The 22,428-nt window shown below is 57.9% G+C and carries 30 protein-coding genes; 15 read left to right on the top strand and 15 right to left on the bottom strand.

All coding sequences use genetic code 11. From position 1 onward, the window contains the following. Nucleotides 1-86: 86 nt before the first annotated feature. From nth to ACR0CZ_RS00560, 3 genes are all read left to right on the top strand, one after another. Nucleotides 87-731: an endonuclease III gene (gene nth, locus ACR0CZ_RS00570; RefSeq protein WP_170466604.1), complete on the top strand. Its 645-nt coding sequence runs from the start codon at nt 87-89 to the stop codon at nt 729-731. Further along, nucleotides 728-1,717: an adenosine kinase gene (locus ACR0CZ_RS00565; protein WP_170466608.1), complete on the top strand. Its 990-nt coding sequence runs from the start codon at nt 728-730 to the stop codon at nt 1,715-1,717. Before nth ends, ACR0CZ_RS00565 begins: the two co-directional genes overlap by 4 nt. A gap of 82 nt (nt 1,718-1,799) precedes the next feature. Continuing rightward, nucleotides 1,800-3,137: a serine hydrolase domain-containing protein gene (locus ACR0CZ_RS00560; protein ID WP_170466611.1), complete on the top strand. Its 1,338-nt coding sequence runs from the start codon at nt 1,800-1,802 to the stop codon at nt 3,135-3,137. Between the two features lie 6 nt (nt 3,138-3,143). Here the strand turns inward: ACR0CZ_RS00560 and ACR0CZ_RS00555 are convergent, their stop codons facing one another. Then, the gene (locus ACR0CZ_RS00555) at nt 3,144-3,629 is read right to left on the bottom strand and encodes an RNA pyrophosphohydrolase (RefSeq protein WP_170394750.1); all 486 of its coding nucleotides are present in this window, start codon (nt 3,627-3,629) and stop codon (nt 3,144-3,146) included. A gap of 137 nt (nt 3,630-3,766) precedes the next feature. Here ACR0CZ_RS00555 and ACR0CZ_RS00550 point away from each other — a divergent pair, with 137 nt between their 5' ends. The 3 genes from ACR0CZ_RS00550 to ACR0CZ_RS00540 all read left to right on the top strand — a co-directional run bounded on the left by ACR0CZ_RS00550 (nt 3,767) and on the right by ACR0CZ_RS00540 (nt 6,528). Next, a complete protein-coding gene (locus ACR0CZ_RS00550) occupies nt 3,767-5,794 on the top strand; it encodes an NADPH-dependent 2,4-dienoyl-CoA reductase (RefSeq protein WP_170394753.1) in 2,028 nt (675 codons plus the stop codon). Nucleotides 5,795-5,890: 96 nt separating this feature from the next. After that, nucleotides 5,891-6,142 (top strand): hypothetical protein, encoded by a 252-nt coding sequence (locus ACR0CZ_RS00545; RefSeq protein ID WP_170394756.1) that lies wholly within the window; start codon nt 5,891-5,893, stop codon nt 6,140-6,142. Further along, nucleotides 6,139-6,528 carry a hypothetical protein gene (locus tag ACR0CZ_RS00540; protein WP_170466614.1) on the top strand — a complete coding sequence of 130 codons (390 nt, stop codon included), beginning with the start codon at nt 6,139-6,141 and terminating at the stop codon, nt 6,526-6,528. The genes ACR0CZ_RS00545 and ACR0CZ_RS00540 overlap by 4 nt, the downstream gene beginning before the upstream one ends. A 26-nt stretch (nt 6,529-6,554) precedes the next feature. Here the strand turns inward: ACR0CZ_RS00540 and ACR0CZ_RS00535 are convergent, their stop codons facing one another. Next, nucleotides 6,555-6,995, bottom strand: coding sequence for a DUF4399 domain-containing protein (locus ACR0CZ_RS00535; RefSeq protein ID WP_170466618.1), 441 nt, complete (start codon nt 6,993-6,995; stop codon nt 6,555-6,557). Between the two features lie 228 nt (nt 6,996-7,223). Here ACR0CZ_RS00535 and ACR0CZ_RS00530 point away from each other — a divergent pair, with 228 nt between their 5' ends. Next, the gene (locus ACR0CZ_RS00530) at nt 7,224-8,129 is read left to right on the top strand and encodes a LysR family transcriptional regulator (RefSeq protein ID WP_170394766.1); all 906 of its coding nucleotides are present in this window, start codon (nt 7,224-7,226) and stop codon (nt 8,127-8,129) included. Nucleotides 8,130-8,196: 67 nt separating this feature from the next. On the opposite strand, the gene ACR0CZ_RS00525 is transcribed toward ACR0CZ_RS00530, so the two are convergent. From ACR0CZ_RS00525 to ACR0CZ_RS00505, 5 genes are all read right to left on the bottom strand, one after another. Further along, the gene (locus ACR0CZ_RS00525; RefSeq protein ID WP_170394768.1) at nt 8,197-9,012 is read right to left on the bottom strand and encodes a DUF2189 domain-containing protein; all 816 of its coding nucleotides are present in this window, start codon (nt 9,010-9,012) and stop codon (nt 8,197-8,199) included. 148 nt (nt 9,013-9,160) lie between these two features. Next, on the bottom strand, nt 9,161-10,060 hold the full coding sequence (locus ACR0CZ_RS00520) for an OmpA family protein (RefSeq protein WP_170394770.1): 900 nt from the start codon (nt 10,058-10,060) through the stop codon (nt 9,161-9,163). Continuing rightward, the gene (locus ACR0CZ_RS00515; protein WP_170394773.1) at nt 10,057-10,629 is read right to left on the bottom strand and encodes a peroxidase-related enzyme; all 573 of its coding nucleotides are present in this window, start codon (nt 10,627-10,629) and stop codon (nt 10,057-10,059) included. Before ACR0CZ_RS00515 ends, ACR0CZ_RS00520 begins: the two co-directional genes overlap by 4 nt. Before the next feature lie 10 nt (nt 10,630-10,639). Beyond that, nucleotides 10,640-11,350, bottom strand: a complete 711-nt coding sequence (locus ACR0CZ_RS00510; protein WP_480537146.1) for a GNAT family N-acetyltransferase — start codon at nt 11,348-11,350, stop codon at nt 10,640-10,642. Then, nucleotides 11,347-12,069 (bottom strand): molybdopterin-binding protein, encoded by a 723-nt coding sequence (locus ACR0CZ_RS00505; RefSeq protein ID WP_170394779.1) that lies wholly within the window; start codon nt 12,067-12,069, stop codon nt 11,347-11,349. The genes ACR0CZ_RS00510 and ACR0CZ_RS00505 overlap by 4 nt, the downstream gene beginning before the upstream one ends. A 51-nt stretch (nt 12,070-12,120) precedes the next feature. Between ACR0CZ_RS00505 and sfsA the strand changes: the two genes are divergently transcribed. Together sfsA and map are read left to right on the top strand one after the other, a co-directional pair. Continuing rightward, nucleotides 12,121-12,822, top strand: coding sequence for a DNA/RNA nuclease SfsA (gene sfsA / locus ACR0CZ_RS00500; RefSeq protein ID WP_170394782.1), 702 nt, complete (start codon nt 12,121-12,123; stop codon nt 12,820-12,822). A gap of 109 nt (nt 12,823-12,931) precedes the next feature. Next, entirely contained in the window at nt 12,932-13,744 is an 813-nt protein-coding gene (map, locus tag ACR0CZ_RS00495) for a type I methionyl aminopeptidase (protein WP_170394785.1), read from the top strand. Here the strand turns inward: map and ACR0CZ_RS00490 are convergent. Genes ACR0CZ_RS00490 through ACR0CZ_RS00475 form a run of 4 tightly spaced genes read right to left on the bottom strand, consistent with a single transcriptional unit; the run spans nt 13,732 to nt 16,339 of the window. Continuing rightward, nucleotides 13,732-13,911, bottom strand: coding sequence for a hypothetical protein (locus ACR0CZ_RS00490; protein ID WP_170394788.1), 180 nt, complete (start codon nt 13,909-13,911; stop codon nt 13,732-13,734). The two genes, map and ACR0CZ_RS00490, sit on opposite strands and share 13 nt — an antisense overlap. A gap of 25 nt (nt 13,912-13,936) precedes the next feature. Then, nucleotides 13,937-14,572 carry an HAD family hydrolase gene (locus ACR0CZ_RS00485; protein WP_170394791.1) on the bottom strand — a complete coding sequence of 212 codons (636 nt, stop codon included), beginning with the start codon at nt 14,570-14,572 and terminating at the stop codon, nt 13,937-13,939. A 1-nt stretch (nt 14,573) separates the two neighbouring features. Then, on the bottom strand, nt 14,574-15,131 hold the full coding sequence (gene rsmD / locus ACR0CZ_RS00480; RefSeq protein ID WP_170394794.1) for a 16S rRNA (guanine(966)-N(2))-methyltransferase RsmD: 558 nt from the start codon (nt 15,129-15,131) through the stop codon (nt 14,574-14,576). Beyond that, nucleotides 15,128-16,339 (bottom strand): FAD-dependent oxidoreductase, encoded by a 1,212-nt coding sequence (locus ACR0CZ_RS00475; RefSeq protein ID WP_170394796.1) that lies wholly within the window; start codon nt 16,337-16,339, stop codon nt 15,128-15,130. The genes rsmD and ACR0CZ_RS00475 overlap by 4 nt, the downstream gene beginning before the upstream one ends. Nucleotides 16,340-16,438: 99 nt before the next feature. Between ACR0CZ_RS00475 and ACR0CZ_RS00470 the strand changes: the two genes are divergently transcribed. The 4 genes from ACR0CZ_RS00470 to ACR0CZ_RS00455 all read left to right on the top strand — a co-directional run bounded on the left by ACR0CZ_RS00470 (nt 16,439) and on the right by ACR0CZ_RS00455 (nt 17,969). Next, the gene (locus ACR0CZ_RS00470; RefSeq protein WP_170408529.1) at nt 16,439-16,924 is read left to right on the top strand and encodes a peroxiredoxin family protein; all 486 of its coding nucleotides are present in this window, start codon (nt 16,439-16,441) and stop codon (nt 16,922-16,924) included. A 103-nt stretch (nt 16,925-17,027) separates the two neighbouring features. Next, nucleotides 17,028-17,273: a glycine zipper 2TM domain-containing protein gene (locus ACR0CZ_RS00465; protein WP_170466621.1), complete on the top strand. Its 246-nt coding sequence runs from the start codon at nt 17,028-17,030 to the stop codon at nt 17,271-17,273. Between the two features lie 11 nt (nt 17,274-17,284). Further along, complete coding sequence (locus tag ACR0CZ_RS00460) at nt 17,285-17,632, top strand: EF-hand domain-containing protein (protein ID WP_170394805.1); 348 nt, start codon at nt 17,285-17,287, stop codon at nt 17,630-17,632. A 28-nt stretch (nt 17,633-17,660) separates the two neighbouring features. After that, nucleotides 17,661-17,969, top strand: coding sequence for a hypothetical protein (locus ACR0CZ_RS00455; protein WP_170466624.1), 309 nt, complete (start codon nt 17,661-17,663; stop codon nt 17,967-17,969). Here the strand turns inward: ACR0CZ_RS00455 and ACR0CZ_RS00450 are convergent. Genes ACR0CZ_RS00450 through ACR0CZ_RS00435 form a run of 4 tightly spaced genes read right to left on the bottom strand, consistent with a single transcriptional unit; the run spans nt 17,952 to nt 20,709 of the window. Further along, nucleotides 17,952-18,257 (bottom strand): 4a-hydroxytetrahydrobiopterin dehydratase, encoded by a 306-nt coding sequence (locus ACR0CZ_RS00450; RefSeq protein ID WP_170466627.1) that lies wholly within the window; start codon nt 18,255-18,257, stop codon nt 17,952-17,954. The two genes, ACR0CZ_RS00455 and ACR0CZ_RS00450, sit on opposite strands and share 18 nt — an antisense overlap. Further along, the gene (locus ACR0CZ_RS00445; RefSeq protein ID WP_170466630.1) at nt 18,254-19,441 is read right to left on the bottom strand and encodes a GNAT family N-acetyltransferase; all 1,188 of its coding nucleotides are present in this window, start codon (nt 19,439-19,441) and stop codon (nt 18,254-18,256) included. Before ACR0CZ_RS00445 ends, ACR0CZ_RS00450 begins: the two co-directional genes overlap by 4 nt. A gap of 45 nt (nt 19,442-19,486) precedes the next feature. Further along, complete coding sequence (locus tag ACR0CZ_RS00440; RefSeq protein ID WP_170466633.1) at nt 19,487-20,257, bottom strand: glycerophosphodiester phosphodiesterase family protein; 771 nt, start codon at nt 20,255-20,257, stop codon at nt 19,487-19,489. After that, the gene (locus ACR0CZ_RS00435; RefSeq protein ID WP_170394820.1) at nt 20,254-20,709 is read right to left on the bottom strand and encodes a RidA family protein; all 456 of its coding nucleotides are present in this window, start codon (nt 20,707-20,709) and stop codon (nt 20,254-20,256) included. Before ACR0CZ_RS00435 ends, ACR0CZ_RS00440 begins: the two co-directional genes overlap by 4 nt. Nucleotides 20,710-21,006: 297 nt before the next feature. On the opposite strand from ACR0CZ_RS00435, the gene ACR0CZ_RS00430 reads away from it, so the two are divergent. Further along, nucleotides 21,007-21,822: an MlaA family lipoprotein gene (locus ACR0CZ_RS00430; protein WP_170394822.1), complete on the top strand. Its 816-nt coding sequence runs from the start codon at nt 21,007-21,009 to the stop codon at nt 21,820-21,822. Continuing rightward, entirely contained in the window at nt 21,812-22,420 is a 609-nt protein-coding gene (locus ACR0CZ_RS00425) for an MlaC/ttg2D family ABC transporter substrate-binding protein (protein WP_170408534.1), read from the top strand. The genes ACR0CZ_RS00430 and ACR0CZ_RS00425 overlap by 11 nt, the downstream gene beginning before the upstream one ends. Nucleotides 22,421-22,428: the final 8 nt, after the last annotated feature.

The raw sequence follows: 22,428 nt of genomic DNA, 5'->3' as shown, positions 1-22,428 counted from the left end.
TAAATCGACCAAGACCCGCGCCTAGGCAAAATCAAAACGCACCTTTTCAATTGCGACCGCTTGTCTGGCAGGGCATTAAGGCTCGGATGGCCAAACAAATCGGATACCACAAGATCCGCGAGATCTTTACGCGTTTTCACGACGCCGACCCTGAACCCAAGGGCGAGTTGGAGCATGTAAACGTCTATACTCTGGTCGTTGCCGTCGCACTGTCAGCGCAGGCGACCGATGCCGGCGTCAACAAGGCTACGCGCGCGCTATTCAAGATCGCCGACACGCCACAGAAGATGCTGGATCTGGGCGAAGAAGGTCTGATCGAACATATCAAGACCATCGGCCTGTTCCGCCAGAAGGCCAAGAACGTAATCAAGCTGAGTCGCATTCTGGTCGAAGACTATGGCGGTGAGGTGCCCAACTCCCGCGCGGCGCTTCAATCGCTACCGGGTGTGGGGCGCAAGACAGCCAATGTTGTCCTAAACATGTGGTGGCGATATCCGGCGCAGGCCGTGGACACGCATATCTTTCGCGTCGGCAACCGCACCGGCATCTGCCCGGGCAAGAATGTGGACGCCGTCGAACGCGCCATCGAAGACAACATACCGACCGACTTTCAGCTGCATGCGCATCACTGGCTGATCCTGCATGGCCGCTATCACTGCAAGGCACGCAAACCGCAGTGCCCGACCTGTATCATCCGCGATCTCTGCGAATTTGAGGACAAGACTCTATGAAAACCTACCAACTGACCGGCATCGGAAACGCCGTTGTGGACGTGATTTCCCAAGCCGATGACAGTTTCCTTGAGCTGATGGGCATCGAAAAGGGCATCATGCAGCTGATCGAACAGGAGCGCGGCGAGGTACTGTATGCCTCGATGGAAGGCCGGGTGCAGACGCCGGGCGGCTCGGTTGCCAATACCATTGCGGGTGCGGGTGCGCTGGGTCTGGATTCGGCGTTTATCGGGCGGGTGCATGATGATGCGCTGGGGCGGTTCTATGCGGATGCGATGAACGAAGACGGGGTGGATTTCGTGAACCCGCCGGTGCCGGGGGGCGAGCTGCCGACCTCGCGTTCAATGATCTTTGTCTCACCAGATGGCGAGCGGTCGATGAACACCTATCTGGGTATTTCGTCCGAGCTGTCTTCTCGGGATGTCTCGGAAGACGTCGCGGGCAACAGCCAGATCATGTTCCTCGAGGGCTATCTGTTCGACAAGGAAAAGGGCAAAGCCGCGTTCCTTGAAGCCGCGCGCAACTGCCATAAGGGTGGCGGCAAGGCGGGCATCGCCATTTCTGACCCGTTCTGTGTAGAACGGCACCGGGTCGATTTCCTGCTGCTGATCGAGAATGAGCTGGATTTTGTAATCGGCAACGAGGCCGAGATCAAATCGCTGTTCGAAACCGACGATCTTGAGGAGGCGCTGGCGAAAACGGCCGAGATTTGCCCTCTGGTCGTTTGCACCCGGTCGGGCGACGGGGTGACTGTTCTGAACGGCAACGCGCGCATCGATGTACCGGTTGAAAAGGTCGTACCGGTGGACGCGACCGGCGCGGGCGATCAATTCGCCGCCGGATTCCTGTTCGGCATGGCGACGGGCCGCGATTACGAGACCTGCGCAAAAATTGGCAACGTCTGCGCACGCGAAGTCATCAGCCATATCGGCCCCCGGCCCGAGGCGAATATGCAGGAATTGCTGCGGGCTGAGGGATTGCTCTGATCCCGCGAAACGCAACGTAACGCTGGTGCGTCACATTTCGGGATGGCTACCCTTTTTTTGGATGTAAGGGGGGAGCCAATTCATGTTGGGCAGAGCACTCAGGATCACCGCAGGAACATTGGCGTTGGGGCTTGTGGCCGGCGTTGGGTACCTGCTGATCTCTCCGCCCGACCTGTTGCGAGTCGGGACCAACTATTCGGCCAAGATCGTCTGTTCTAACGTGTTCATCGCCGGGCGGGATGCGCAGGAGGTACTGGCGGTTGATGTGCAGGCGCCCGGGCATCCGTTGCTGAAACACGTCTCGGTCTCGGTAGACCCCGAGGCGCAATCAGTATCTGCAAAGCTACTCGGGATCTTCGCCCCTGCGACCAGCCAATATCGCGAGGGGCTTGGATGTGCGAATACGCATGAGGCCCAACCGGTCAACGCCCAGCTAAACACTCTGCCCGCGCTGTCTGATGCACTTTGGCCGGAAGGCACCACAGTGGCCCCAGCGCAGAACTCCAAATTGGCAATGGTTCTGTCGGACCCGACCATTCTGGGAGAGGGCTTCCGCGCCGTAGTTGTGGTGCATGATGGCCGGATCATTGGTGAGGCTTATGCGGATGGATTCGACGAAAATACCCCTCTTCTGGGCTGGTCAATGACCAAAACCATAACCTCTGGATTGATTGGAACGCTGATAAAATCCGGTCAGATGAATTTGACGGATACACTGGTCGACTCATTTCCCGATTGGGCAGAGGACAACCGGCAACACATTACCGTCGAGGATATGTTGACCATGTCCAGCGGCCTGCGATGGAACGAAGGCTATGGTGACGTCTCGGACGTGACTCGGATGTTATATCTGAGCGACGACATGGCGGGGTTTGTCACTTCGCTTGAGGCCGAGGCTGAGCCAAATACTGAATTCAACTATTCGTCGGGCACATCCACCGTCTTGGCGCGGGTCTGGCAGGATCAGGTCAAAGATGACAGCTTGTCCTATCCGCAGCGCGCACTCCTGCTGCCACTGGGCATGACCTCGGCCATACTTGAAACTGATGTTTCTGACACCTTTGTCGGCTCAAGCTATATGTACGCCACAGCGCGGGATTGGGCACGATATGGGCAATTCCTGCTGCAGGGCGGCACATGGGACGGGCAGCAAATTCTGCCCGAAGGGTTCACTGACTGGATGTTCGAACCGGTTGCTGTCTCGGGCGGGGCATATGCCAAAGGTCACTTGTGGCGCGACGTGCCGGGTGGAGAACCCCCGTTCGAAGATGCGGTCTGGATGGCCGGACACGATGGGCAATCGGTCGGGATATTCCCTTCGCGTGATCTGGTGATCGTGCGATTGGGGCTTACACCGTCCGATACCGGTTATTCCCCGCTGCCGCTGGCCAAAGCGGTGATTACGGCGCTTGGTTCCTAACCCGAACTACCCGAGATGCGGCTGAAACGCAGAAAGCACCTGCTGGTAGACGTCCTTTTTGAACGGCACGATCTCATCGACCAGCCGCGTCGTGGTCTGCCATTTCCAATGGGTGAACTCGGGGTGCTCGGTGGCGATGTCGATCTGATCATCCCGGCCCAGAAACCGCATCAGGTACCATTTCTGCTCCTGCCCGCGATACCGGCCCTTCCAGATTTTCGGCACAATGTCATGCGGTAGGTCATAGGGCAGCCAGCCGTCGGTCTCGGCGATGATTTCCACAAGATCAGCGGTCACTCCAGTTTCTTCCCAAAGCTCGCGCAGGGCCGCATCGCAAGGGTCTTCGCCCTTGTCCACGCCGCCCTGAGGCATCTGCCAGGCGTCCTTGTGGCGATCATTGCGCTGACCGACAAAGATCAGACCCTCGGCATTCATCAACATCAGTCCCACGCAGGGGCGATAGGGCAGTTTGGCGATTTCATCAGGGGTCATGCGCGGCCTCGTGATTAAGCTTTGCTGCGTCTCTAGCAAGCGCCGCAGTAAAGGCAAAGGGAATGACGTTAGGTTTCGCGTGACAAAGGTGACGCGAAGGTCAATCTGACGGTCAAAGTCGGGAGGGAGAGTTTGCCATGACTGCGTACCCAAACATGTTGGCCCCGCTGGATCTGGGTTTTACCACGTTGAAGAACCGCGTGCTGATGGGCTCGATGCATACCGGTCTGGAAGAGACCGGCGACTGGATCCGTGTCGCCGAGTTCTACGCGGATCGCGCGCGCGGTGGTGTTGCTTTGATGGTGACGGGTGGGATTGGCCCGAACCTTGAGGGCTCGGTGCTGCCCGGGGCCTCGATGATGACCAATGATGAAGAGGTGGCGAACCATTCCATTGTGACCAAACGTGTGCATGAGGCAGGCGGCAAGATCGCGATGCAGATTCTGCATGCGGGGCGCTATGCCTATGGTCCGAAATGCGTGGCCCCCAGCCCGGTGAAATCCCCAATTTCTCCGTTTCCGCCGCATGAGTTGGACGAAGAGGGTATCGAGAAGCAAATCAGCGACATCGTCAACGCGGCTGTTCTGGCCCAGAAGGCGGGCTATGACGGGGTCGAGATCATGGGCTCCGAGGGGTATTTCCTGAACCAGTTCCTCGTGACCCACACCAACAAGCGCGAGGATCGCTGGGGTGGGTCATACGAGAACAGGATGCGTCTGCCTATCGAGGTGGTGCGCCGCACGCGGGAAGCCGTGGGGAGCGATTTCATCATCATCTATCGCCTTTCGATGATTGATCTTGTGCCCAATGGGTCGACCCATGACGAAGTCGTTGAACTTGCGCAGCGGATTGAGCAGGCCGGGGCAACGATCATCAACACCGGTATCGGTTGGCATGAGGCGCGGATTCCGACGATTGCTACCAGCGTTCCCCGTGCAGCGTTTGCGTGGGTTACCAAGAAGCTGATGGGTAAGGTCGGCATCCCGGTGATCACCTCGAACCGGATCAACACGCCTGAGGTTGCCGAAGAAGTTCTATCGACCGGTTGCGCCGATATGGTGTCTCTGGCGCGGCCCATGCTGGCCGACGCGGATTTCGTGAACAAGGCGATTGCGGATGAGGCCGCGAAGATCGCGCCGTGTATCGCATGCAATCAGGCCTGTCTGGACCACACTTTCAGCGGCAAGCTGACCTCATGCCTGGTCAATCCGCGCGCCTGTCATGAGACCGAATTGGTGATCGGCAAGGCCGAGACACGCAAGACAGTGGCCGTTGTCGGCGCTGGCCCTGCAGGTTTGTCCACCGCGATGACAGCTGCCCAGCGCGGCCATGATGTAACCCTGTTTGATCGCGCCGCCGAGATAGGCGGGCAGTTGAACATGGCCAAACAGGTGCCAGGGAAAGAAGAGTTCTGGGGACTGGTCGACTGGTATCGCACCATGATGGACGACCTAGGCGTGACGGTCGAACTGAACCGCGAAGTCAGCGCAGATGATCTGATCGGTTATGATGAGGTGGTCATCGCCACCGGTGTCACTCCTCGTGATCCACAGATTCCCGGCCAGGATCGGGACAATGTGCTCAGCTACATCGACGTGCTGCGCGACAAGGCCGAGGTCGGCAGCACCGTCGCCGTGATCGGGGCTGGAGGCATCGGGTTCGATGTCTCCGAATTCCTGCTGGAAGACGGTCACAGCCCAACCACGGACCTTCCATTGTGGATGAAGGAATGGGGCGTGACCGACCCCGCAGAACACCGCTCGGGCCTGGCCCCCGAGGGCCCGCAGCCCGAAGCACCAGCACGGCAGGTCACGCTGCTGCAGCGCAAGGCACAGCGTCACGGCAAGGGGCTGGGAAAGACAACGGGCTGGATCCACCGCGCGACATTAAAGATGAAGGACGTCAGTTTCGTTGGTGGTGTGAATTATGAGCGCATCGACGAGGACGGCCTGCATGTCAGCTTTGGCGAAACCCGCGATGATCCAACCGTCATCGCAGCCGAGTCGATCGTCCTATGTGCCGGGCAAGTCTCGGACCGGTCGCTGGCGGATGAGCTGATCGAACGTGGAATGACCCCGCATGTGATTGGTGGCGCAGATGTGGCAGCTGAGCTGGACGCCAAACGTGCGATCAATCAGGGCACACGTCTGGCGGCAGCGTTCTGACGTTGTAATGCCAGTGCGCTGGAGAAAGCCGCCCCGGAAGAGGCGGCTTTTTTCGTTTTCCTTGACTCAATTGTTATCAATATACATATGTACCACATGAGTCAGAAAATAGAACGCACCCAAACAGGAATTCGAATCGAGAAGCGGCTTCTGAAAGTTCTCAAAGGGCTGGCAGAATCGCTGGACATGACCCTTGGCGACCTGATTGAGGGCATCGCGCTGCACAGCTTTGAGAACAAGCCAGCCTTCTCTGAAGAGACGCTGAAGAAGATCAAACAACTCAAAAGTGTCTACGACTTCGATTGGACAGCTGAAGACAGCCACCGTTTCAAGGAGGATGAAGAATGAGCGCATCGCGATACGCCGACGTCACCATCGCATTTGAAGCACACGCAATCGACAACGCAACGTTCGGACACGCCGAACATGTGCAAGTCGCTTATGACCTGCTACGCAAGTATGATTTCATCGATGCCGCAGCGATCTACGCCAAGGGAATTCGCACGTTAGCAGCGAACGCAGGCGCACCGGACAAGTTCAATCTGACAATCACCTACGCATTCATGAGCCTGATCGCAGAGCGGCTGGCCAACACGCAAGCTACTGACTTTAAGAGTTTCGCACAGGAAAATTCCGACCTGATGGCCAAGTCAGTACTCAACCAATGGTATTCTGCGGAACGTCTCAACATGCAGCTTGCGCGCGATATATTCCTGCTGCCTGCCGACGCATAATCGTGTTTTGCGGCGAAGGTGAATTGTTACTCTACAGTGATCGTAATCACCTCGGACACAATGGGCGTCGCATGAGGGACGTGGCCTGCATCCCCAAGCACCAGCTGCAAAGTATGCTCACCCGGAGCAAATTCCAAAGTCACCTCGGTCTGACCGCCACCGAAATGAATGTGATTGTCGTCTGCGGGCAGACCGTATGACAGTTCGTCCGCACCGTCTTCTCCCTGCCCAAGTGGTGGGCGATCAATCAGGAGGTGATGGTGCCCTGTATTTTCCTTCTCGGTTCCAGCGGGGGCAACGCCCATGCCGCTGAGGCCAAAGACTACGGTCACAGGTGATTGCACGGTGTCACCGTCAGACAGGTTGACGAAATAGACCTTCGCATCTGGATTCGATGGTGTTTCCCCTCCGGCCCACGCAAGGCTGGCGGTCAGACACAGGGTAATGACAGCAAATAGGGCTTTCATAGTCTCCTCCGTGGTCACAAAAATGCCATTCTCATCATAGCACGATTGGAAAAAAGTCCAGAAAACGGGGTTTTGTATCGAAAGGCATGGTCCGCGGCATATAGGCCCGGGCGTTTCCTAGTTGCAAACGATCCGATTCAAAACCCTGATATTATCCCATGTCTGCCCAGTTCTTGCCCAGATTGATCGCGATAAAGAGACAACGAACGGAAGACCTGGGGAACGAGAATGGATCGACTAACTGAAATGGAGGCCTTTTCCAACGTGGTGGACCAGGGTGGTTTCACCGACGCGGCCAAGAAAATGGGCATCTCCAAATCAGCCGTGTCTAAACACGTCTCGAGCCTCGAGGCGCGGTTGGGGGCAAGGCTTTTGAACCGGACAACGCGCCGGGTTTCGCCAACCGAGATCGGGTTGGCCTATTATGATCGCGCCCGTCGCGTGCTGAACGACGCAGGCGAAGCGGATGCGCTGGTGACTTCGATGCAGTCTGCGCCTTCTGGTCTGCTGCGGATCTCTGTGGCGACAGATTTTGGCGTCAATCACCTGTCGCCGGTCCTGTCGGACTTCCTGTCGGCCTATCCGGACATCACCGTGAACATGGTTCTGAACAACCGCTATGTTGAGCTGATTTCCGAAGGCTTTGACGTGGCCGTGCGCATTGGCGAGCTGGAAGACAGCACGCTGCGCGCCCGTAAGCTGACCGAAACAGTGAAACGCATGGTCGCGTCGCCGAGATATATCGAGCAGTTCGGACGCCCGCAGAAGATCGACGATCTGAACGAACACAAACTGCTGCATTACTCCAGCCAATCCTCGGGCAGCGTGTGGAAGCTGACGGCGCCTTCGGGCGAGAAGCGTCAGGTCCGCACTGCTGGCTGGCTGAGCGTAAATGATGGGCAGTCGCTTCTGAACGCCGCGATCTCGGGGCTTGGGATCGCGCATCTGCCCAGCTATCTATATGCCGAAGCACTGAAATCGGGCGAGGTGGTAGACGCCATGCCATCGCTACCGGATGAGGTTCAGGGCGTCTATGCGGTCTACCCGCCGGGCCGGTTCACCCAGCCCAAGGTGCGGGCGTTCATTGATTTTCTTGTCGAGTCCTTTGCTGAAAAGGGTCCGATGGATTGGTAGAATTCTCCCTGTGGCACCTAAACGGCCCGTGCTGAATGGCACGGGTCTTTTTTTGTCTAGCGATGCATCAGTTAGTCTCTGGTGATACGGCCCGCTGATACAGGTGCCACGTGGTGTGGCCCAGGATCGGCAGCGTGAAAATCAGCCCCAGAAACGCCGGAACCAGCGACAACAGCATGGTAACCGAGATGATCGCCGCCCAACTGAGCATTACCACCGGGCTTTCAGCGACCACGCGAATGGAAGTGAGCATGGCGGAAACAAAGTTGGTTTCCCGATCCAGAAGCATGGGCATGGCCACCACAGTCACCGAGAACAGGACCGCCGACAAAAAAGCGCCGATACAGGTGCCGACCGCTAGAAAGATCCAGCCTTGCGATGTGAAGAAGATGGTGTTCATGAACCCTTCGAAATCCGAGAAGGACGCCTTTTGCAGGATGATCGCCAGCCAAAGGCGGATTTGGTAGGTCCATACCCAGAAAATGAACAGGGTGACAAAGGCCATCCAACCCATTTCGCGTTTGCGCTGATGTGCCATGACGCTGAGGATTTCGGACCAACCGAAGCTTTCCCCTTTCTGCAACCGGCGGGACATTTCATAAAGCCCGGCGGCCGCAAATGGGGCAACCAGCGGAAAGCCTACGGCGGCAGGAATGATCATCCAGATATTGCCAAGCCCGACCAGGCACCAAACGAACAGGATGCCGAAAACTGCGTAGAACAGGCCGAAAAAGCCGCTCATGACCGGGTGTGCGAGGAAGTCGGAAAACCCGGCCTTCAGCGATGCGGTAATATCCTCGGCCGTCAGCCTGTTAACCTCGGGCATGGATTGCTGTGGGACCGTGTTATCCGGCGGAGTGGTATCTTCGGTTTTGGATGCCATGACGCATTCCTCCCAAAGCATGGTGACTGGTGGGACTGCCTGCCAACAGGCCTGATGGCAAGACAGACGCACCGATTAGCTGCAAGTGTGCATCAGGCCGCGCCATCAGGGCAAGGGGGACACAGGGCGTCCGCGGTGCTCGCGCCTGTTAGTTGACCAGCAACACCGCCTCGACCCGGCGATTGAGATCGCGGCCCTCGGGCGTAGCGTTAGAGGTGATGGGCGCAAGATAGCCTACGCCCTGCGCCTCGATCCGGTCGGCGGCAACACCGTGCGCTTCGATCAGGCGCGCACGCACGGCTTCCGCCCGTTTGGTGCTGACCGCAATATTGGCCTGCAATGCGCCCGTATCATCCGTGTGCCCTACCAGCGCCAAACGGGTCGAAGGATTGTCGGCCAGATATCCCGCAAGCAGCGCAAGCGAGGCAAACGGCCCTTCGCCCAGCGCGACTTCGCCGGTGCGAAAGTGCAGGTCATCAAGGATGACATGTCCGGTACTGCTGAGATCGTTTAGCAACCCGGCAGGGCCCTCAACGGTTTCCTCGATCACAAGTGGCTGCGCAGGCTGCGTACCTTGCGGGGTTACCCGGATCATCTGCACATAGCCATCCGGCGGGTTGCGGCTGACCAGCAGGCTCAGCACTTCGTCACCGCGGGAGGCGGATAGAAAACGGTAATCGTGGATCGCCACATACATGTCAGGCGTCGGCACCACTTCGGTGCCAAAGCGGAAATCGAACCCTCCACAATTGCGTGCCTCGCATTCAAACGTGATCTCGAAACCTTGCGCCTGAAGCTGATCCCGAAGCGGTGCAAGAATTTGCAGCGTCGTGCTAGACCCGGCCTGCAGACGCCATGTTAGCCGCTCGACACGCCCTTCGACAGTGCGGGATGGAACTGCGCCGTCGGCAAACACGCCGGTTGGCAGGTCGTAGCTGTCCAATGCACTGGTGCGATCCGAAATCTGCCGGGCGCTGGCGGGCAACGTCAGTTCCTGCGCCTGCACAGGCACGGCCAAAAGGAGGCTAAGGAACAGGAAACGGATCATCGGAACTGTGCGTGATACTCGGGGTTCGGGACCATGGCAGTGGCACTGGCCACGCGGTTGGTCATATTGAAGAAACCAGTGACATTGGCAATGTCCCAGATATCGCGATCCGAAAACCCGACATCACGTAAAAGCTGGCGATCGGGCTCTTCGATTGTGGTGCTGGCGGTGGTCATCTTGGCTGCGAAATCCAGCATTGCACGTTGGCGCGCGTCCAATTTGGCGACGCGGTAGTTCATGACCAGCATCTCACCCAGCTGCGGATCGCCCGAAAGCTGCCGCACCGCAGCGCCATGAGCCACGAGGCAGTAGAAGCATTTGTTGATCGAGGACACCACGACCGCAATCATCTCGCGTTCCAGCTTGGTCAGCCCGCTATCGGCCAGCATCAGATCATTATACATCGAAGTGAAGGCATTCAGCTTGTCGATATCGAAGGCATAGGCGCGCAGGACATTCGGCACCATTCCCAGTTTCTCAACACAGATATCAAAGTATTTCTGCGTCTCTGACGGTAGTGGGTCCACCATTGGCAGATCCAGGGCAGTGGGCATGTCCTGTTTGGTCAATTCGTCCTCCTCAGACGCGCTGGCGATAGTGGTATTCTCCGACGATCTTCATCCCAAGCGAGTGGTAGAGGCCATTGGCCCCCGCGTTCGCCTTGGTACAGATCACGCTAAGCGTCTGCGCGCCATTGTCCAGCGCCCAAAAGGCCGCGGCGCGCATGGCCCACTGGCCCAACCCCTTGCGGCGGTGATCCGGTAGGATTTCCAGCGCGTGAACCATCGCGATACCTTCATGGATCGCCACGAAGCCGGTTCCTGCGGGCTGATCGCTGTGGCGCAACAAAAGGCCGGTCTTTGGGCCCGGTGCCCGGTACATGATCGCAATCCGTTCGGGGCCGATACCGCCCTGCGCCCAGATCTCACGCATGATGGCCAGCGGTTCCCAGATGTTGAAAACAGTCACGCGCGGGATCGGGATATCGGTCAACTGCTGCGCCGGGCAGGAATAGATATTAACCGGATCAAGGATGTCGTAGCCGCGTTGCGCAAGCATTGCATCCAGCGCCTCATCTCCGGGCCGCAGGCAGAAGATGCGTTTTTGACCCATCACCTGCATGGCGCTTTCGGCCGCATCGATATCGGCGCTGGTGACGTCCCCGGTGCGATTGGCGGCAGAAACGCGTGAACCTCCGCCCTGTCCTTGCCGCAGTCGAAATGGGCCTTGCGTTTGATAGTCGGCGGCAGGCCATGTGCCATCGACAACAGCGGCCCAATCGGGATTCAAAGCTCGATCTCTTTCGCAAGGCGGGTCATGGCGGCATCGATCCGTCCACCCTCGGTGCCGCGCACGACGACGTTGGCTCCGAAGACGCCATTCGTCTGAAACGGATAACAGCCGATCGAAAGATCGCCGAAGTCTTTGGCCAGTGCGGCCAAAGTTGCTGCAATATCGCCTTCACCCCGATCCACACGCAGCGTCTGCGACAAAAGCGGGCTACCTCCGATGAGCGAAGGCAGAACACTCGCAACCATGGCCTGAAAAACCAAAGGCACCCCGGCCATGACATGGACGTTGTTGATGGTAAAGCCGGGCGCGGTCGAGACCGGGTTGTCGATCAATTCGGCCCCTTCCGGAATACGCGCCATGCGCAGGCGAGCGTCGTTCAGCTCCAGCCCGGATTTCTCGTAATGCGCCTCAAGCAATGCACGCGCGTCGTCGCGAACATCGATATGCACGCCAAAGGCACGGGCGATGCAGTCAGCGGTGATGTCGTCATGGGTCGGACCAATACCACCACTGGTAAACACATGGTCATGGGCCTCTGATAGCGCCCTTACGGCTGCCTCAATCGCGGGTGCATCATCGCTGACAATGCGCACCTCTTTCAGGTCAATGCCGTGTTTGGTCAGCTCTCCAGCCAGATAATGCATATTGGCATCGCGGGTGCGGCCCGAAAGGATCTCATCCCCGATCACCAACATTGCAGCGGTTGGATTGGCCATGACGCGCCCTCCCTCTTGATCGACCGTTAGGGCAGGTATAGGCCCTTGGCCATGCGATTTGAAACCCCCCTTGTCCCCGCTCGACTGATCCGCCGCTACAAACGCTTTCTGGCAGACTGCAGGCTGGAAGACGGGCGCGAGGTGACAGCCCATTGCGCCAATCCGGGCTCAATGATGGGGCTGGCAGAACCGGGTGAGAAAATCTGGCTGGAGCCCAACGACGATCCGAAGAAAAAGCTGAAATACGGCTGGCGGCTGGTCGATCATGAGAACGGGCATTTCACAGGGGTCGACACATCAGTCCCCAACAAGGCGCTTCGGGTGGCGCTCGAGGCGCGTGAAATCCCCGAGCTGGCCGCCTATGAAACCGTGCGCCCCGAGGTCAAATACGGTGAAAACAGCCGTATCGATTTCCTACTGACCGGGCCGGGCCTACCCGATGCTTATGTCGAGGTCAAAAGCGTCACCCTCTCACGCCAAGCGGGCCTCGCCGAGTTTCCCGACAGCGTCACCGCACGCGGCACCAAACATTTGGGCGAACTGGCAAAGATGGCCGTACAGGGCCATCGGGCGATCATGCTTTATCTGGTGCAAAGGACCGATTGCGATCGGTTTGCACTGGCCGATGATATTGACCCAGCCTATGCGGCGGCGTTTGAGGCAGCGATTGGGGTTGAACGCTTTGTCGTTGGAACTCGGATCACGCCCGAAGGCGTCTGGGTTGAGCCCGCTCGGCAATGGGGCGCGGGCTAGAAACTTCTTTGATAGACCCTATTTACTAGTTGAAAACCGAGCCCTCTGGTACTTTCTGCACAAGCAGCGTAAAAGAAGTGCTGCGTGAAATATTTGGAGTCCCGCACCGATGAAAGAACATCGTGGCCGTCTGACCAAAGACGGTATCCGCATCTATGAACAGAGTGACTTTGCCGGCATGCATGCGGCAGGGGCGCTGGCTGCGCGGATATTGGATGACATTGCTGAACATGTTTTTGTCGGCCAGACCACCGGTGCGATTGACGGGCTGATCACTCAGATGGTCGAGGATGCAGGTGCGGAATCGGCAACCATTGGCTACAAGGGTTATCAGCACGCCAGCTGCATCAGCGTGAACCACGTGGTGTGTCACGGCATTCCAGGTGACAAAAAGCTGAAGGATGGCGACATTCTGAATATCGACGTGACCGTCATCGTTGATGGCTGGTTCGGTGATACGTCGCGCATGTATGTGGCGGGTAAATTGCCGCGCAAGGCCGAACGGCTGATTCAGGTGACCCACGACGCACTGTTCAAAGGTATCGAGATGGTCAAGCCGGGCAATACCTTCGGCGATATCGGCCACGCCATTCAGGCCTATGTCGAGGCGCATCGGATGAGCGTTGTACGCGATTTCTGCGGCCACGGTCTGGGCCGGGTGTTCCACGCGCCACCAAATGTCCTGCACTATGGTCGTCCGGGTACCGGAGCTGTGTTGGAAGAGGGCATGTTCTTTACCATCGAGCCGATGGTCAATCTGGGGCGTCCCGAAACCAAGACTCTGTCCGATGACTGGACTGCCGTGACCCGCGACAAATCGCTGTCGGCGCAGTTCGAGCATTCGGTCGGTGTGACCGCAGATGGGGTTGAGATTTTCACCTTGTCACCGGGCGGCAAATATCACCCGACCTATTCGTCCTGATCGGTCGCCTGATCGCGTAATAGCTTCAGCAGCAAGGTTTCATCCCGCCACGGGATGACCGCGTCGTGAATGAACACCGGCGCGCGCATCGGTTTGGGCGGAGGCCCAGTTGTGGTGTCGGCGTCTTTCGAAAAAGCCCAGAGCGGAGGTGTGATAGCGCGGTCCATGGACCAAGCATAACACGTTTATGGCTCAAAGTCCCAAAAGCTTGGGCGCATGTAACATGTCGGAGAACACTTCGGCCCCTAGTTCTTCCAATCGCGCACCATCATCATGGGCCGCATAGCCCAGGCAGCGCATATTGGCGCGCATTGCTGCGGTGACACCGTTTTCGCTGTCTTCGATCACAACCGGCACCGTTGCGCCGAAATGCTGGGCAGCGGTCAGGAACAGGGTCGGGTCGGGCTTGCCCGTTCCAAGCACCTGCGCCGAAAACATCACATCTTGAAAACGCTCCCAAAGACCATTCTGGCCCAAAGTAATCTTCATTTTCTCAGGCCGCCCATTTGAGGCGACACAATAGGGAATGTCGCTTGCATCCAGTTGCGTCAGCAATTCACGGATACCCGCGACCAGAGGCGTGCCTGCTTTCAGCGTCTCGTAGATTTCCGCATAGATTTGATCAGTCCAGTCATCCGGCAGATCAGCCCCCAGCTCGCGCGCCTTGTCGCGCACACCGGTCATGGTGCCGCCGACAAACAGGGACATGCATTCGGCTAAGGACAAGTGCAGACCATGGCCAGCGAGATTGTCGACCATGACCTGATTGGACAAAACCTCGCTATCGACCAGAACGCCGTCGCAATCAAAGATAACCAGATCGTGCATCTCAGCCCCCTGTGCGCCACATCAGCGAGATATGCGTGTCGCCATATTTCCGCGCGTCGTGCAGCGTGAAGCCCTCGGGCGCGAGCATGGGGGTGCTTTCTTCCCAGACGATCAGAGCGTCATCAGACAACCAACCACCTTGGGTAGCCGCGGCCAGTGCCCTTTGACCCAGAGCTTTTCCGTAAGGCGGATCCAGAAAAACCAGATCACAAACAGTGCCCGGGTTTTCGCCCAAACGGGTCGCATCCCGCCGGATCAAAGTGGTCTGGCTGGCGCTTCCGGTCAGGGCGATATTCTTGCGGATCAGACCCTGCGCGACCCTCCCATCATCGACAAACGTGACGTGGGACGCGCCGCGAGACAGCGCTTCAAGTCCCAATGCACCGGTGCCCGCAAACAGGTCGAGAACCTGCAAGCCGTCGAAGTCGATCTGATGATTTAAAACGTTGAACAGGCTTTCCCTTACCCGGTCAGTGGTCGGGCGAAGATGCGCACCGGCATCGCCTTTGCCAACCGAAGTCAGAGCCCGGCCCCGGAAGTCTCCGGCGATGATCCTCACGCTTTGAGCAGCGGTTTCAGGTCCGCTTCTGGGTCGGCAACAACAGCCGGATCAGCGGTCTTGCCCGCATCAATCAGGCGTTTGCCAACCATATAGGCGCGCGGGTCATTCATCGCGTCGACCGCGATCAGCTGATCTCCCTTGTAGTACCAGAAGGACACCGTCGCGCCCTCACCCTTGCGAGTCACCACACGGTCATAGCCGGTATTCAGCCCGGCGATCTGCAGCTTGACGTCATACTGATCGGACCAGAACCAAGGTGTTGCGGTGTAATCCTTAGCTGCGCCCAGCATGTTCTGGGCCACGATTTCGGCCTGATCGATCGCGTTTGGCACGCTTTCCAGGCGGATACGGCCTTCGCCATGCGGGAACGACGCGCAATCGCCCGCCGCCCATATCGACGGATCTGAGGTGCGGCCATGGGCGTCGGTCTTGATGCCGTTATCCAGCTCTAACCCGGCCATTTCAGCCAGTTGAGTCGACGGCGCGATGCCGACGCCGACGACAACAAAATCCACCTCAAGTTGGGTGCCATCGGTCAGGACGGCGCCCGTCACCTTGCCACTTTCACCAACCAGACGATCCAACCCGACGCCCTCACGAATGTCGGCCCCGTATTCGGTGTGCAGCGTGCGAAAGTAGTCGCTTGTCTCTTTGGCCGCGACACGCTGAAGGATGCGGTCGGCCATCTCGACCAATGTCACCCTGACCCCGCGCTTGGCACAAACGGCGGCGGCTTCAAGCCCGATATAGCCGCCACCAACGATCAGCGCGCGGGCGCCATCCGATACCCGAGGTTCCATCTCGTCGATATGGGCGAGATCTCGCACCACATGGACACCCTCAAGATCGCCCCCGATCGCTGCGGGCAGGCGGCGTGGGTCGGAACCAGTGGTCAGCGCCAGTTCATCATAGGTGATCACCTCATCGCCGAGGATCACCGTCTTGGCCTTTGGATCAATCGCCGTCACACGTTGACCCAACCGTAGGGTGATGTTGTTTTCGGCATAGAAGCTCTCGGGCCGCAGGAACAGGCGCTCCAGCTCCATCTCGCCCAGCAGATAGGCCTTGGACAAGGGCGGGCGTTGGTAGGGCAAATGCGGCTCGGCTCCGATCAGGGTGATGTCACCTTCGAACCCGTCCTTGCGCAGCCGTGCTACCAAAGAAGCACCGGCCTGCCCTGCCCCGATCACGACAATATGGCTCATGTTTCGCTCACCCTGCAGAATTCACGTGGTTACTTTGTTTCGACCACCTATATTGCGGCAAAGCCCGACTCTGCAAATCCAAATGACAGGAGCGTAAAAATGATTGCAACAGGTGACATGCTGCCCGAGGCCACGCTGATCCAGATGGGTGCCGAAGGCCCCGAGGAGGTTCGGATTTCAGACAAGACCAAAGGGCGCAAGGTTGTGATCTTCGCTGTACCCGGTGCGTTCACCGGAACCTGCACAACCGCTCATGTACCAAGCTTCATGCGGACCAAGGACCAGTTCGATGCCAAGGGTGTAGAAGAAATCATCTGTATCTCGGTCAACGACCCTTTCGTGATGGGCGCCTGGGGAGAAAGCACCGGTGCAACAGCGGCCGGGCTGACCATGCTGGCCGATGCAGCGTCCGAGTTTACCAAGGCCATCGGCATGGATTTCGACGCCCCGCCCGTAGGCCTGATTGCACGCTCCAAACGCTATGCAATGCTGGTTGAAGACGGCAAGGTTGTGGCGATGAATCTGGAAGAAAACCCCGGTGTCTGTGAGGTCTCGGCTGGTGAAGGCCTGCTTGATAGTATCTGATCCCTGTCGGCCCCGGTTTGACCGGGGCCACGTGAAACGCATTTAACTTGATGCAACGCCCCGATGCGCCAATACTTGGCCCATACAACTAGGGAGTTCATTGATGCGACTGAAATTTCTTACATTGTTTCTTGGCACCGCCGGGGCCCTGGCGGCGTGCGGACCTGCACCCACACCCCAACAACAGGCTGCGCGACAGCACGAGATCGCCTGCCTGAGTGGTACCATAGGCGGCGCCCTGATCGGTGGAGTGATCGGCAATCAATTTGGCGGTGGTTCAGGCAAGACCATCCTGACGGCGGCGGGCGCCGCTGCGGGTGGCGTGTCTGGCGAACGTTACGCGTGCTGAGGAGATTTGAGATGAAACGAGTATTGATTATCACCACCGCATTCCTGATGGCTGCTGCTGCAAACGCCGAGACTGTCGCAGAACTGCACGAGGCCGAGTTGAATAACATCGACACCAACAATGACGGCTTCCTGTCCAAGGACGAATTCAACGCCTTCTCGGACTATGCATTTCAGGCAATGGACGAAGACAAGAACGGCACTCTGGGCCTGAGCGAAGCAAAACCGTTCTTGGATATCAAACAGTTCGAAGCCGTTGACCGGGATGGCGACAGTCTTATCTCAAAGGCAGAGTATGTCAGCCAGATGCAGAACGATTTTGACGCTGCGGATAAGGATGGCAACGGTCTCTTAGATTAAACGCCAACTTGGTTGGCAGGAGCGTGTCATGAATAAATGGATCTGCCTCGGTAGCCTGGTGGTTTTGGCCGCATGTGACGTACAGCAATCCCCGGTGATCAGCGGCCCTGATGGTCAGGTGCAGATTCAGATCAATACCAGCGGTCTGACCTGTTATGAAAATCGGTGTCTCGACATCAATCCGTCGGCCCGCAGCGTGCGGTCCGTCGGCACCCGTACGATCAGAATTCCGGGCAATATCAATGTCAGCGACGGCACGATCACCCCGGCAGAATTCAAGCAGCTGGGAACGGCAACATTGCTGGCCGGTGGGACGGGTTCACGCGGAGACCGTTAGCAGGCTGTCCATCTTACGCGCCAGCTTGGCGTCTTGTGCAGACAGACCGCCAACATCATGGGTCGACAGGACCACCTCGACCGTGCGGTAGACATTCGACCATTCGGGGTGGTGGTTCCATTTCTCGGCCCAGATCGCCACCTGCGTCATCCAGCCAAAGGCGGCGACAAAACTATCGAAGATGAAGGTCTTGGTGATCGCATCGCGGTCTTCGACCATGGTCCAGCCATTTCTGAACAGCGGGTCCAGCAGCGGGCCGCGGGTCTCGGTTGACAGAAGTTCGGTCATTGCTGTTCCTCCGGGTTCGATTTCCTGAACGGACCAAAATCCGTCAGAATCTCGATCTCTTCTCCCACTGCGTGGGACTCGGCGTCCAGATATTTCTGAACCGCATCAGCAAAACCCGGATCGCCAACCCAGTGCAAGCTATGCGTGCGGGTTGGCAGATAGCCGCGCGCCAGCTTGTGCTCGCCCTGCGCACCGGCCTCAACCCGCGCCAGACCTTCCGCAATGGCAAAGTCGATCGCCCTATAATAGCACAGTTCGAAATGCAGGCAGGGGTGATGTTCGACACAGCCCCAATACCGGCCATACAGCGTTTCCCGCCCGACAAAATTTAACGCACCGGCGACGGGGTATCCATTGCGTTCGGCCAGCACCAAAGCGATGTCATCCGTCATGGTTTCCTGAGCGATATCAAAGAATTGTCGCGTCAGGTAGGGCGAGCCCCATTTTCGCGCGCCGGTATCCTGATAGAACCGCCAGAACGCGTCCCAATGCTCGGGTCGCAGATCATCGCCGGTGATTGTTCGAATCTGCCCACCGAAATCACAGGCCTGCGTGCGTTCCTTCTTGATATTCTTGCGTTTGCGCGAGGACAGCGCAGCCAGAAACTCGTCAAAATCGGCGTAATCATCATTGAGCCAGTGAAACTGCTGCGAGTGGCGGACCATCAGGCCCATCTGCTCACCTGCCAGCGCTTCGGCCTCGGTGCAGAAAGTAGCGTGCAGCGAGGAAATTCGATTCTCGACGGCCAGTTGCACCGCTCCTTGCACCAGCGCCGAGATCCCGACAGCATCGTAGCCGGGTCGCACCAAAAAACGCCTGCCAGTCGCGGGTGTGAAGGGCACCGCGATCTGCAGCTTGGGATAATATCGCCCGCCCGCGCTTTCATAGGCATGAGCCCAGCTATGGTCGAAGATGTATTCACCTTGGGAGTGCGACTTGGCAAACATCGGGGCTGCCGCAATCAGCATCCCGTCCAGATAGGCTGTCAGGTATTGCGGCTGCCAGCCAGTACCGCGCCCGACCGAGCCGCTTTCTTCCAGGGCAAGCAAAAACCGATGTGTCGTGAACGGATCAAACGGTCGCCCGCCATCGGCAACCTCGGGGCAGGCGCAACTGTCCCAGTCGCTCGCGGAAATCTGCGAGACCGATGTCAGAACCCGAACCTCAATCTGTGCCTGATCCATATCCCCTCCGCGCTGCACCTTTATCTGTGATCGCGCGCGCCGGGATCAAGCGGGATGTTCGGCCAGATAGCCTTCGAACGTAACATTATCGGCAACCTTGCGTGCCTCTGCTTCTTGTTCAAGCGAGCGCACGGTCCAGCACAGGATCGGCACACCCTGTGCCTTCAACTCAGCGACCCGGGGGCGGTCAAGATCGATGACTTCATGGCTGATAAAGCTGGCTCCAACGCGGTCGAAATCCGGGATGTTGCGCAGATGATCGCAGACGGCTTGCGGCAGAAGCTCGACCTTGGGCTCGTAAGAACTGGTAACGAGACCGCGCGGCAAATGTGGCGTAAGGCGTGCAATCTCTGCGACTGAATGCGGGTTGAACGACATCAGCGCGACCGGGCCTTCATAGTCTTTCAGTGCGCTTACAACATCTGCTTCCAAAGCACCGATATCGGGGCCCATTGCACCATCTTGATCCTTCAACTCGATGAGCAAGGGCACCCGTCCTGCAACAATGGCCAGCACCTCTTCCAGCGAGGGGATACCTTCACCGGCAGAATGCAGAAGCGTCTGGGCCCGCGCTTGTGTCTCGGTGATCTGTTGGATCGGTCCGGGCTGCCCGGTCAGACGTGTCATGTCATAGTCGTGAAACACCATGGCCCGATTGTCACGGGTGCGTTGCAGATCAATCTCGACCCCATAACCGGCGTCAATTGCGGCACGAATGGCGGCCCGGCTATTCTCGGGCCGCTGATCAGAAATGTCATGCAGCGCGCGATGTGCTATCGGGCGCTGCAGGAACTCAGACGGAAGGGACGGTTTCATTGAACCTCGAAAATACCCTCGATTTCGACGGCAACACCCAAAGGCAATGAGGCTGCGCTGACGGCCGAGCGCGAATGACGACCGGCATCGCCCAGCGCTTCGACCAGGAAGTCGGAGGCCCCGTTGATCACCTTCGGCTGTTCTGTGAAATCAGCGGTCGAGTTTACAAAACCGGTCAGCTTGATCACGCGCACCAGCTTGTCGATATCGCCACCACAAGCCGCTTTGACCTGAGCCAACAGGTTGATGGCGCAGACTTTGGCTGCAGCGGCGCCTGCCTCAACATCCATATCATCACCGAGCTTGCCAGTGATCAGATCATCCGCCTTGGAGATCTGGCCCGACACGTAGACAATGTTGCCGATGCGCACGAAAGGAACGTAGTTCGCTGCCGGAGCAGGTGCGTCCGACAGGCTGACACCCAGGCTGTCCAGTTTTGCTGCGATGCTCATGTGGATTATCCTCATCTCATAGTGATTCCGCGCGGACGCTAACCGGGAAAACCTGTTTCCGAAAGCGTGAAAGCGGGATTTTTCCCATTGCCTGCAAACTGGGCAGGTCTTCTCTTATTCAGGAAGTGTTGAATTCGTGTCACTTTACGTCGCCCCATCGGCTGAGGTAAACGCGAGTTGTTGTTTCAAATCCTGCGCGAAACCTCTATGTGAGACCAATTGCGCCACCAAGGGTGCAAAGGCTGTATTGATTGAAGGCCCGGATACCGCTGGGCAATTTTCGGAGTAACGAAGACAGTGCCAAGTTACATTCGTCTGAAGCACCTGATCATATTCGCCATCCTGACGGTCCTATCGGCATGCGCGACGCAGCCTCAGGACGCAGCGGCGCGGGGTGAGATTTTTGACCCCTATGAAGGGACCAATCGGGGCATTCACAAGTTCAATCTGGGTGTGGACCGATTCCTGTTCCGACCGGCCTCGAAAGGCTATGTGAAGATCGTACCAGATCCGATGGTTACCAGTTTCAATCACTTTGCCGAAAACCTGACGATGCCCGGGCAGGCGCTGGACTATCTGCTGCAAGGCAATCTGAAACAGTCCGGCAATGCGCTGCTGCGCTTTCTGATCAACTCGACCGTGGGCGGCTTTGGCCTGTCAGCCCCGGCGGATGAGCTGAACCTGCCGCCTGTTGATACTGATTTCGGCGAAACCCTGCATGTCTGGGGCGTGGGCGAAGGTGCTTATGTGGAACTGCCCTTCTATGGCCCGTCCACTGCGCGCGATGCGGTCGGCGTTGTGGTCAACCTGTTCTCGAATCCGATCAACTTTAGCCCGACCCGCCCGGTCGACAATATCGGTGTTTATGCCGAGGTCGTGCGGCGGATGGGAGATCGCGGTCGGTTCTCGGATACAGTTGATTCGATTCTGTACGAAAGTGCAGACAGTTACGCGCAAGCGCGCACGATCTACCTGCAAAATCGCCGCTTTGAACTGGCAAGGGATGATGAAGACGCCTATCTGGGTCTGTATGACGATCCCTACGCCACCACCGGGACCGACCCTGTCAGAGACCCCTATCTTGACCCGTACGAGGACCCCTATGCCGAATAACCTGTTGAACCGACGCCGTTTTGTGGCCACCGCCCTGACCGGGATGACAGTTGCCGCATTGCCTCTGCCCGCGTTCGCGCTGACCGAAGCGCAGGCCAAACAGCTGGTCAACAGCGTTGTGGCCGATATCACGCGTATCATTGACTCGGGTAAATCCGAAAACGCCATGCTACGTGATTTTCAAAAGATCTTTGTGCAATACGGTGATGTGCCGATCATGGCCCGCTATGCGCTGGGGGCGGATGCACGCACAGCCTCATCCGCACAGCTGCGTCAGTTCACCAAAGCGTTCGAAGGCTACATTTCGCGCAAATATGGTCGCCGGTTCCGCGAGTTCATCGGCGGTGAGGTCACCGTGCGTAACGCGCGCAAGATCAAGACCGGATACGAGGTCAGAACCTCGGTCAAATTGCGCGGCTCATCCCCGTTCGAAGTGACATTCCTGGTGTCCGACAAATCGGGCCGTGGCAAGTTCTACAACATGTTCATCGAAGGTGTAAATTTGTTGCTGACCGAGCGCACAGAGATTGGCGCAATGCTGGATGCGCGCGGCGGCGACCTGAATCGCCTGATCAAAGATCTGAAAAAGACTGGCTGATCAGAGGT

Source organism: Ruegeria sp. H9, from assembly GCF_056532915.1.
This window is presented reverse-complemented; position numbering and strand designations above follow the sequence as displayed.

Coding starts and splice junctions, on each gene's coding strand:
- ACR0CZ_RS00525 (WP_170394768.1), bottom strand. CDS start 9,012: ATGGCATCCAAAACCGAAGATACCACTCCGCCGGATAACACGGTCCCA.
- ACR0CZ_RS00550 (WP_170394753.1), top strand. CDS start 3,767: ATGACTGCGTACCCAAACATGTTGGCCCCGCTGGATCTGGGTTTTACC.
- ACR0CZ_RS00560 (WP_170466611.1), top strand. CDS start 1,800: ATGTTGGGCAGAGCACTCAGGATCACCGCAGGAACATTGGCGTTGGGG.
- ACR0CZ_RS00520 (WP_170394770.1), bottom strand. CDS start 10,060: ATGATCCGTTTCCTGTTCCTTAGCCTCCTTTTGGCCGTGCCTGTGCAG.
- ACR0CZ_RS00530 (WP_170394766.1), top strand. CDS start 7,224: ATGGATCGACTAACTGAAATGGAGGCCTTTTCCAACGTGGTGGACCAG.
- ACR0CZ_RS00565 (WP_170466608.1), top strand. CDS start 728: ATGAAAACCTACCAACTGACCGGCATCGGAAACGCCGTTGTGGACGTG.
- sfsA (WP_170394782.1), top strand. CDS start 12,121: ATGCGATTTGAAACCCCCCTTGTCCCCGCTCGACTGATCCGCCGCTAC.
- ACR0CZ_RS00445 (WP_170466630.1), bottom strand. CDS start 19,441: ATGGATCAGGCACAGATTGAGGTTCGGGTTCTGACATCGGTCTCGCAG.
- ACR0CZ_RS00490 (WP_170394788.1), bottom strand. CDS start 13,911: ATGGACCGCGCTATCACACCTCCGCTCTGGGCTTTTTCGAAAGACGCC.
- ACR0CZ_RS00485 (WP_170394791.1), bottom strand. CDS start 14,572: ATGCACGATCTGGTTATCTTTGATTGCGACGGCGTTCTGGTCGATAGC.
- ACR0CZ_RS00540 (WP_170466614.1), top strand. CDS start 6,139: ATGAGCGCATCGCGATACGCCGACGTCACCATCGCATTTGAAGCACAC.
- ACR0CZ_RS00535 (WP_170466618.1), bottom strand. CDS start 6,995: ATGAAAGCCCTATTTGCTGTCATTACCCTGTGTCTGACCGCCAGCCTT.
- map (WP_170394785.1), top strand. CDS start 12,932: ATGAAAGAACATCGTGGCCGTCTGACCAAAGACGGTATCCGCATCTAT.
- nth (WP_170466604.1), top strand. CDS start 87: ATGGCCAAACAAATCGGATACCACAAGATCCGCGAGATCTTTACGCGT.
- ACR0CZ_RS00475 (WP_170394796.1), bottom strand. CDS start 16,339: ATGAGCCATATTGTCGTGATCGGGGCAGGGCAGGCCGGTGCTTCTTTG.
- ACR0CZ_RS00505 (WP_170394779.1), bottom strand. CDS start 12,069: ATGGCCAATCCAACCGCTGCAATGTTGGTGATCGGGGATGAGATCCTT.
- ACR0CZ_RS00555 (WP_170394750.1), bottom strand. CDS start 3,629: ATGACCCCTGATGAAATCGCCAAACTGCCCTATCGCCCCTGCGTGGGA.
- ACR0CZ_RS00455 (WP_170466624.1), top strand. CDS start 17,661: ATGAATAAATGGATCTGCCTCGGTAGCCTGGTGGTTTTGGCCGCATGT.
- ACR0CZ_RS00470 (WP_170408529.1), top strand. CDS start 16,439: ATGATTGCAACAGGTGACATGCTGCCCGAGGCCACGCTGATCCAGATG.
- ACR0CZ_RS00435 (WP_170394820.1), bottom strand. CDS start 20,709: ATGAGCATCGCAGCAAAACTGGACAGCCTGGGTGTCAGCCTGTCGGAC.
- ACR0CZ_RS00450 (WP_170466627.1), bottom strand. CDS start 18,257: ATGACCGAACTTCTGTCAACCGAGACCCGCGGCCCGCTGCTGGACCCG.
- ACR0CZ_RS00440 (WP_170466633.1), bottom strand. CDS start 20,257: ATGAAACCGTCCCTTCCGTCTGAGTTCCTGCAGCGCCCGATAGCACAT.
- ACR0CZ_RS00425 (WP_170408534.1), top strand. CDS start 21,812: ATGCCGAATAACCTGTTGAACCGACGCCGTTTTGTGGCCACCGCCCTG.
- ACR0CZ_RS00545 (WP_170394756.1), top strand. CDS start 5,891: ATGAGTCAGAAAATAGAACGCACCCAAACAGGAATTCGAATCGAGAAG.
- ACR0CZ_RS00460 (WP_170394805.1), top strand. CDS start 17,285: ATGAAACGAGTATTGATTATCACCACCGCATTCCTGATGGCTGCTGCT.
- ACR0CZ_RS00465 (WP_170466621.1), top strand. CDS start 17,028: ATGCGACTGAAATTTCTTACATTGTTTCTTGGCACCGCCGGGGCCCTG.